The following is a 6,772-nucleotide window of genomic DNA, read 5'->3' on the forward strand; positions in this document are numbered from 1 at the left end:
TCCGCCCGCGGGCGTGGCCGGAGAGACGGGCGGTCTGGGGCGGCGGGCGGAGACGGGCGGAGACGGGGGCGGGTTCACCACTCGGTGAGGAGCAGGTGGTTGAGCAGCAGGGCGGCGAGCGCCTGGGCGGCCAGCCACCCGCGGTGGTCCCGGGCCGGGAGGCGGCCCGCGGCGGCCGGCAGCCACAGCGTGAACGGGAGCCAGATGCGTTCGGTCTCGGCCTTGCTCATCCCCGACAGGTCGGCGGCCAGGATCGCCAGCACGAACGCGCACGGGAGCAGCACCGCGGCGACCGCGTACCGGTCGCCCGGGCCGGGGATCCGGCGCTCGCCGCCTGCACCCCGGCCGCGCCACCACCCGCCGGCCCGCGCCGCGCCCTCGGCCGCCGCCCGCCGCAGTCCGGCCAGCGGCGCGAGCCCCACGGCCGCCACCGTCGCGCCCAGGTTGCCCCAGATCCAGTAGGAGTAGGGGCGTTCGCCCCCGAAGCCCTGGTGGTAGCGGATCACGAGCAGCCGGTATGCCTGCCACCAGTCGAACCCGGCGAGGGTGAAGGTGAGGACCACGGCGCCCAGTCCCGCCAGCACGGACGGCAGCGGCCGGAGCGTGCGCGCGCACACCAGGACGCCCGCAATGGGAACGACCAGCAGCACCAGCCCGTACGAGTCGTAGACCGCGGCGCCGAGCAGCAGCCCGCCGCCCAGGCCCGCGAGCGCCCGCACCGTCCGCCGCCCGGTGGTGGCGGCGACGGTGACCAGCACCAGCGACCAGGCGGCCAGGGCCGCGAACCAGGCGTCCGGGGACACGCCGACCCAGACCGCGCCCGGCGTGAGCACCAGGAACGGCGCCGCGGCCCGGGCCCGTCCCTCGCCCGCCAGCCGGCGCAGCACGATCAGCGCGGCCATCGCCACCGAACTGCCGGCGGTGATGCAGAACGCGCCCGCCCACGCACCCCCGGCCAGCCCGATCCGGTCGAGCCCGAAGAAGGTGAGCACCGCGCCGATCGGGTGGCCGGCGATGTGCGTGCCCCAGTTCTGCGGGGAGTCGATGAGGATGTGGCCGTTGAACCCGCGGAACGTCCCGCCGAAGTCCTGCCGGAACCGGCCGAGTCCGCGCAGGAACTCCCCCGCGACCGTCATCCGGCCCGCGACGCCCCGCTGCCAGCCGTCGACGAGCGCGAGCGACCACGTCCACGCCGTCGCGGCGGCCCAGCTCGCCCCCAGGAGCACCCGCCACCCCGCACGGGCCGCCAGGCGCGGCCCGTGGGCGACCGCGAGGACGGCGACGGCGACCGCCGCGGGCGTGCCGGGACCGGCGTGCGGACCCCAGGCCGCCATCAGCGGCGGCCACCGCACCTGCAGCTTCGCGCCGTGGTGCAGCAGCAGCGCGCCGGCGGCCGCCGAGGCCGCGAAGAGCAGCAGGCCGGCGGCCGCGGCCGCGACGTCCGGGCGCCGCCCGGCGGCGGTCGCGGGAACGCCGGCGGCGTCGGGCGGCGGAGCCGGAACCGGCACGGACGGCAGGGGCGACGGCGGGGTGGGGACGGGCGCGGCCGCCGAGGAGGACGGCGGGGGCGAGGGGGGCACGCTCACGGTCTCACCGTAGGAGCCGCACGGCCCCCGGGGCCCGGCACACTCCGCGACGTCAGAATTTCGTCATGAGTCGGCACCGCGGTCCGCGGCCCCCACCGGCCTACTGTCCCCCCATGAACGTTCCTCGCCGGCCCCCGCGCAGCGCGTGGCGCAGTCCGTGGCGCAGCCCGCTGCGGGGGCCGTGGCTGACGTCCGTGTTCGGTCTGGTGCTGCTGTGCGGCCTGCCGCTGCTGTTCCTCACCGGCCTGCTGTCGTACGCCGCTTACAACCCGGACCTGTCCCCGGTCAACGACAAGACGCCGGCCAAGGGCCTGCTCGGCTTCTACCTGTTCTCCTGGCCGACCCACCCGTACTGGCTGTACCGCGTCAACCAGGGCGTGCACGTCACCCTCGGGATCGTGCTCGTGCCGGTGCTGCTGGCCAAGCTGTGGTCGGTCATCCCCAAGCTGTTCGCGCTGCCGCCGGTGCGGTCCCTCGGACACGCGCTGGACCGGCTGTCGCTGCTGCTGCTCGTCGGCGGGGCGCTCTTCGAGTTCCTCACCGGCCTGCTCAACGTGCAGCTGGACTATGTCTTCCCGGGCTCGTTCTACCCGCTGCACTTCTACGGCGCGTGGGTGTTCTTCGGCGCGTTCCTCGCCCATGTGGCACTGCGGCTGCCCCGGATGCTCCGGGCGCTGCGCAGCCTCGACCTGCGCGCGGAACTGCGCACGCCCACCTCCCGCACGCGGCCCGAACCGCGGGACGACAGCGGCCTGGTGGCCACCGCGCCCGCCGCGCCGACGATGTCCCGGCGCGGCGCGCTCGGCATGGTGGGCCTCGGCTCGCTCACGCTGCTGGTGGTCACCGCCGGGCAGAGCATCGGCGGCCCGTGGCGCCGTACCGCGGTGCTCGCGCCGCGCGGCCGCAACCCCGGTACGGGTCCGGACGGCTTCCAGATCAACAAGACCGCGGCGTCGGTCCATCTGGACGACCGGGACCTGGGCGCGGCGTGGCGGCTGACCGTCGCGGCCGGCGACCGCCATGTCACCTTGACGCTCGGGGAGTTGCAGGCCATGACGCAGTACCGCTCCGCACTGCCCATCGCCTGCGTGGAGGGCTGGTCGACGCAGGACCAGGCGTGGGAGGGCGTGCGGCTGCGCGACCTGGCCCGGCTCGTCGGCCACGCCACCGACCCGCCGGGGGTCTTCGTGCAGTCGGTGCAGCGCAGCGGCTCCTTCCGCGCGGTCGCGCTGCGCGCCAACCAGGTCCGCGACCCGCGCGCGCTGCTGGCGCTGCGCGTCAACGGCGCGCCGCTGTCGCTCGACCACGGTTACCCCGCACGGGTGATCGTGCCGAACGCGCCCGGCGTGATGAACACCAAGTGGGTCGGCCGGCTCACCTTCGGCGCGACGGACTTCGGGAGCCCCGCATGAGCACCGCTCCGCCACCCGACGACCCCGGCGGTCCCGACCCCACCGGCGGCTCGGGCGACTCCGGCGACTCCGGCGACTCCGGCGATGATTCCGGCGGCGGCGGCCCGGGCCGTACGCGGCAGACACCCGCACCCCGGCCGCCGGGCCCGCGGGCACGCCCGGCGCGGCTGTTCCGCACGCTGTACGGGGAGTCGCCGTTCCATCTGCTGGCCCTGCTGGCCTCGTTCGCGCTCTGCGGCTACGCCGCGGACCGGCTGCTGCAGGGCGACTGGTGGGCGATCACCGAGTGGTTCGTCGGCGCGGCCCTCATCCACGACCTGGTGCTGGTGCCGCTGTACGGCGGCGCGGACTGGCTGCTGCACCGGGGCGTCGGGAAGTGGGGGCGGGCCGCGCCCCCGGACGGGCCGGAGCGGTCCGACCCGCGGATCGCGGTGGTCAACCACATCCGCGTCCCCGCGTTCCTCTCCCTCCTCCTGCTGCTCGTCTACTGGCCGTCGATCGCGCAGCGGGCCGGCGGCTACTACGCGGCGACGACCCGCCTCGACGCGTCCGCGTTCCTCCCCCGCTGGCTGCTGGTGACCGCCGTGCTGTTCGCCGCGTCCGGGCTGCTGTTCGCGCTGCGACGGTGGCGCGCCGCCGCCCGCACCCGGCGGGCCGGTCCCACCCAGGAGTGAATTCCTTACGAACCCGTGGCGTCGCGGTCCGGCGGCCCGCCGCGGCACCGGGCCGCGCCTAGGGTCGGCGGCATGCGCGTACTCGTCACAGGCGGCGCGGGCTTCATCGGCTCCCACATCGTCACCGCCCTGCTCTCCGGCGGCCACGAGCCGGTGGTGCTCGACGCCCTGCTGCCCACCGCCCACGCCGTACCGCCGCCGCGGCCCGCCGCGGAGTGGGTCCATGCCGACGTCCGGGACGCGGCGGCGGTCGCGGACGCCCTGCACGGCGTCGACGCGGTGTGCCACCAGGCGGCGATGGTCGGGCTGGGCAAGGACTTCGCGGACGCGCCCGCGTACGTCGGCTGCAACGACCTGGGCACCGCCGTCCTGCTGGCGGCCATGGCCGAGGCGGGCGTCGCGGACCTGGTGCTCGCCGGATCGATGGTCGTCTACGGCGAGGGCCGCTACGACTGCGCGCGGCACGGCCGGGTGGCGCCGGGCCCCCGGCTGCCGGACGACCTGGCCGCGGGCCGCTTCGAACCCCGCTGCCCGCGCTGCGGCGACGCCCTGGCCCCGGGCCTGGTCGCCGAGGAGGCGCCCGCCGACCCGCGCAACGTCTACGCGACGACCAAACTCACGCAGGAGCACCTCGCCGCGTCCTGGGCCCGCGCGACGGGCGGCCGCGCCGTCTCGCTGCGCTACCACAACGTGTACGGGCCGGGGATGCCGCGCGACACCCCGTACGCGGGCGTGGCCTCGTTCTTCCGCTCGGCGCTGGCCCGCGGCGAGGCCCCGCGGGTCTTCGAGGACGGCGGCCAGCGCAGGGACTTCGTCCACGTGCGGGACGTGGCCGCGGCCAACGTCCACGCGCTGGCCGCGGTCGGGCAGCGCCCGCCGGGCTCGTTCCGCGCGTACAACACCGGCAGCGGCACACCGCACACCGTCGGCGAGATGGCCGCGGCGCTCGCCGCGGCCTGCGGCGGGCCGGCGCCGGTCGTCACCGGCGAGTACCGGCTCGGGGACGTCCGCCACATCACCGCCGCGTCGGTGCGGCTGCGCGAGGAGTTCGGCTGGCTGCCGGAGGTCGCCTTCGCCGCGGGCGTCACGGAGTTCGCGCGGGCGGCGCAGCGGCCGGTGCCGCTCCCCGAACCGCGCGGCGCCGCCCACGCACCCTGAAGTACCCCACGAATGCCCTGAGTTCGCCCCGCCTCACCGCGACAGCCCACCCGATGGATGTGACCGCCGTGCCCCGCACCCCCGTCGCCGATCTCGTGCTCCCGTGCCTCGACGAGGCGGAGGCCCTGCCGTGGGTGCTCGGCCGCGTCCCCGGCGGGTGGCGGGCGATCGTCGTCGACAACGGCTCCACCGACGGCTCGGCCGCCCTCGCGGCGTCGCTCGGAGCGACGGTGCTGCGCGAGGAGCGGCGCGGTTTCGGTGCCGCCTGCCACACCGGACTGCTCGCCGCCACCGCGGAGTTCGTCTGCTTCTGCGACTGCGACGCGTCCCTCGACCCGGCCCTGCTGCCCGCGTTCGTCCGCGAAGTCGCCAACGGTGAAGCCGACTTGGTACTGGGTCGGCGGCGCCCCGAACGGATCGGCGCGTGGCCGGCCCACGCCCGGGCCGGCAACATGGCCCTCGCCCGCATGATCCGCCGCCGCACCGGCCTGCCCCTGCGCGACCTCGGCCCGCTGCGCGCGGCACGCCGCGAGCCGCTGCTCGCCCTCGGCCTCACCGACCGCCGCAGCGGCTACCCCCTGGAGATGGTCGTCAAGGCGACGGACGCCGGCTGGCGCGTCACCGAGCACCCCGTCCCCTACCGGCCGCGCTCCGGCCGGTCCAAGGTGACGGGTACCTGGCGCGGTACGTGGCAGGCCGTGCGGGACATGCGGGCGGTGCTGGCGGACGCGGTGGGCCCGGCGGACGCCGTGGTCCCCACCGAGGCCGTGGTCCCGCCCCAGGCGGGCGCGCGGAGCGCGGTGGGTCGGCGATGAACGCGGCGACGAGGGCGGCGTTGCCCGGGGCCCGGCGGGGTGCGGCCCGCGCCGCGGCGGACGTGCTCACCCTGCTGGTGATCGCCAAGGAGCCGCTGCCCGGCCGGGTCAAGACGCGGCTGACGCCGCCGTACACCCCGCGGGAGGCGGCGGCGCTCGCGGAGGCGGCGCTCACCGACACCCTCCGGGCCGTCCTCGCCGCACCCGCGGCGCGGCGGGTCCTCGTCCTCGACGGGCGGCCCGGCAGCTGGCTGCCCGCCGGCTTCGAGATCCTCCCCCAGGTCCCCGGCGGGCTCGACGAGCGGCTGGCCGCGGCGTTCTCGTCCTGCGCGGGCCCCGCGCTGCTCATCGGGATGGACACGCCCCAGGTCACCGGAGCGCTCCTGGCCGCGGCGGGCGCGGCGGTCGTGCGGGGGCCGCGCACGGCGGTGTTCGGCCCCGCGGCCGACGGCGGCTTCTGGGCGCTGGGGCTCTCCGAGCCGGAGGGTGCGCTCGTGCGGGGCGTCCGCATGTCCCGGGCGGACACCGGGCGGGTCCAGCTCGGCCGGCTCCTCGCCGCCGGGCTCTCCGTCCACGAGCTGCCCGTCCTCCGGGACGTCGACACCGCGGCCGACGCGGTTTCCGTTGCCACGGAGGCTCCCCACACCCTCTTCGCCCACACCCTCACCTCTGCCGTCCCGTCCCCGGGGTAGCCAACGGGGTGCCAACGAGGTGCCCCCGGGGCTTGTCCGGCGTGTGCCGCGCCGTCGTGGCTTGTCGCGTTGGGGGCACCTCCCGGCCGAAGGCTGGGGGACCTCGCGCCCCTGCGGCTTCCGGGGTGCCTCGCGCTGCGCGCTGCCGTCTGACGGTCTCGTCGTGGTTGCTCGCGCAGTTCCCCGCGCCCCTGGCGGTGCAGGTTCGTGGGTGGGGTCAGGGCCCACTCCGGGAGTGTCTCCTCGAACTGTGCGTGCACCGTTCTCCCGTTCGGTGGGGCGGGTGGATGCACAGTTCTGCGGGGACACACCCGGATCGTCCCCTTCCGGCCCGTCCCCGTCTGCGGGAGGGCGTTGGCTGTGTCCCATGTCCCCCGCCGCACGGTGGGTAAGCGGGAGGGGGTGGGGAGGAAGTGCTCCCCGCAGAGAAATGTG

General features: G+C 76.6%; 6 protein-coding genes. 5 read left to right on the top strand and 1 reads right to left on the bottom strand.

Annotation, left to right across the window (positions count from 1 at the left end):
- Positions 1–74 precede the first annotated feature (74 nt).
- Positions 75–1,508 carry a hypothetical protein gene (locus BMW99_RS31905; RefSeq protein ID WP_075018051.1) on the bottom strand — a complete coding sequence of 478 codons (1,434 nt, stop codon included), beginning with the start codon at positions 1,506–1,508 and terminating at the stop codon, positions 75–77.
- A 191-nt stretch (positions 1,509–1,699) separates the two neighbouring features.
- Between BMW99_RS31905 and BMW99_RS31910 the strand changes: the two genes are divergently transcribed.
- From BMW99_RS31910 to BMW99_RS31930, 5 genes are all read left to right on the top strand, one after another.
- The gene (locus tag BMW99_RS31910) at positions 1,700–2,998 is read left to right on the top strand and encodes a molybdopterin-dependent oxidoreductase (protein ID WP_075018048.1); all 1,299 of its coding nucleotides are present in this window, start codon (positions 1,700–1,702) and stop codon (positions 2,996–2,998) included.
- On the top strand, positions 2,995–3,672 hold the full coding sequence (locus tag BMW99_RS31915; RefSeq protein WP_322899818.1) for a hypothetical protein: 678 nt from the start codon (positions 2,995–2,997) through the stop codon (positions 3,670–3,672). Before BMW99_RS31910 ends, BMW99_RS31915 begins: the two co-directional genes overlap by 4 nt.
- Positions 3,673–3,744: 72 nt before the next feature.
- Complete coding sequence (locus BMW99_RS31920; RefSeq protein ID WP_069466472.1) at positions 3,745–4,830, top strand: NAD-dependent epimerase/dehydratase family protein; 1,086 nt, start codon at positions 3,745–3,747, stop codon at positions 4,828–4,830.
- A 53-nt stretch (positions 4,831–4,883) separates the two neighbouring features.
- On the top strand, positions 4,884–5,645 hold the full coding sequence (locus tag BMW99_RS31925) for a glycosyltransferase family 2 protein (RefSeq protein ID WP_075018049.1): 762 nt from the start codon (positions 4,884–4,886) through the stop codon (positions 5,643–5,645).
- A gap of 62 nt (positions 5,646–5,707) precedes the next feature.
- Complete coding sequence (locus BMW99_RS31930) at positions 5,708–6,337, top strand: TIGR04282 family arsenosugar biosynthesis glycosyltransferase (protein ID WP_069467589.1); 630 nt, start codon at positions 5,708–5,710, stop codon at positions 6,335–6,337.
- Positions 6,338–6,772 lie beyond the last annotated feature (435 nt).

Source organism: Actinacidiphila rubida (genome assembly GCF_900110255.1).
GTDB lineage: Bacteria > Actinomycetota > Actinomycetes > Streptomycetales > Streptomycetaceae > Actinacidiphila > Actinacidiphila rubida.